This is a genomic window from Pontitalea aquivivens, assembly GCF_046507575.1.
Classification (GTDB): domain Bacteria; phylum Pseudomonadota; class Alphaproteobacteria; order Rhodobacterales; family Rhodobacteraceae; genus Pontitalea; species Pontitalea aquivivens.
This window is the reverse complement of record NZ_JBKFEY010000079.1, coordinates 1-1,345: the sequence shown is the minus strand read 5'-3', so window position 1 is coordinate 1,345 and position 1,345 is coordinate 1. Positions and strand designations below refer to the sequence as shown.

2 protein-coding genes are annotated in these 1,345 nt (G+C 64.2%); both read left to right on the top strand.

Features of this window, described 5'->3' with window-relative positions; translation table 11 throughout:
- Nucleotides 1–696 (top strand): CoA transferase subunit A (locus tag ACK8OU_RS20170; protein ID WP_410305119.1); only part of this gene is annotated, 696 nt, incomplete at its 5' end.
- Nucleotides 697–709: 13 nt separating this feature from the next.
- On the top strand, nucleotides 710–1,339 hold the full coding sequence (locus ACK8OU_RS20165; RefSeq protein ID WP_410305118.1) for a 3-oxoacid CoA-transferase subunit B: 630 nt from the start codon (nucleotides 710–712) through the stop codon (nucleotides 1,337–1,339).
- The last annotated feature ends 6 nt before the right edge of the window (nucleotides 1,340–1,345 follow it).

Genomic DNA, 1,345 nt, shown 5'->3' with positions numbered 1-1,345 from the left:
ATGAACAAGGTCTACGGGACCGCGGCAGAGGCCCTTGAGGGGCTTTTGCACGACGGTATGACGATGGCAGCCGGGGGATTCGGGCTTTGCGGCATCCCCGAGCTGCTGATTGCGGCGATCCGCGACGCGGGGACGAAGGACATCACCATCGCCTCGAACAATTGCGGGGTGGATGATTTCGGCCTGGGCATCCTGCTCAGGACCCGGCAGATCAGGAAGATGATCTCATCCTACGTTGGCGAGAATGCGGAATTCATGCGCCAGTACCTGTCGGGTGAACTGGAACTGGAATTCAACCCGCAAGGCACGCTGGCCGAACGGATGCGCGCGGGTGGCGCGGGGATTCCGGGCTTCTACACGAAAACCGGCGTCGGCACGGTCATCGCGGACGGCAAGGACCACAAGGATTTCAACGGGGAAACCTATATCCTGGAAACCGGCCTGGTGATGGATCTGGCGATCGTCAAGGCCTGGAAGGCCGACACCTCGGGCAACCTGATCTTCCGCAAGACGGCGCGCAACTTCAACGTGCCGGCGGCGACCTGCGGGCGGGTCTGCGTGGCCGAGGTCGAGGAAATCGTGCCGCTGGGCAGCCTGGACCCCGACCACATCCACCTGCCCGGCATCTATGTGCACCGCCTGATCCAGGGCCAGCACGAAAAGCGCATCGAACAGCGCACCACCCGCGCAGCCTGAGGGGGAACGCATCATGGCATGGGACCGCAACCAGATGGCCGCCCGCGCGGCACAGGAACTGCGCGACGGGATGTATGTGAACCTTGGCATCGGCATTCCGACGCTGGTGGCCAATTACATCCCCGAAGGGGTTAACGTGACGCTGCAATCGGAAAACGGGATGCTGGGCATCGGCCCCTTCCCGACCGAGGACCAGGTCGACCCCGATCTGATCAACGCCGGCAAGCAGACGATCACCGAACTGCCGCAGACCGCCTATTTCGACAGCGCCACCAGCTTTGCGATGATCCGCGGCGGCAAGATCGCGATGGCGATCCTGGGCGCGATGGAGGTCAGCGAACGCGGCGATCTGGCGAACTGGATGATCCCGGGCAAGCTGGTCAAGGGCATGGGCGGGGCGATGGACCTGGTCGCGGGCGTCAAGCGCGTGGTGGTGGTGATGGACCACACCAACAAGGCCGGCGAATCCAAGGTGCTGCACGACTGCACCCTGCCGCTGACCGGCAAGGGCGTGGTGGACCGCATCATCACCAACCTGGGCGTGCTGGATGTGGGCCACAAGGGCCTGCACATCGTCGAACTGGCCGATGGCGTCACCGAGGCCGAACTGCGCGCCGCGACCGAGGCCACCATCGTCGATTAAGGCGGG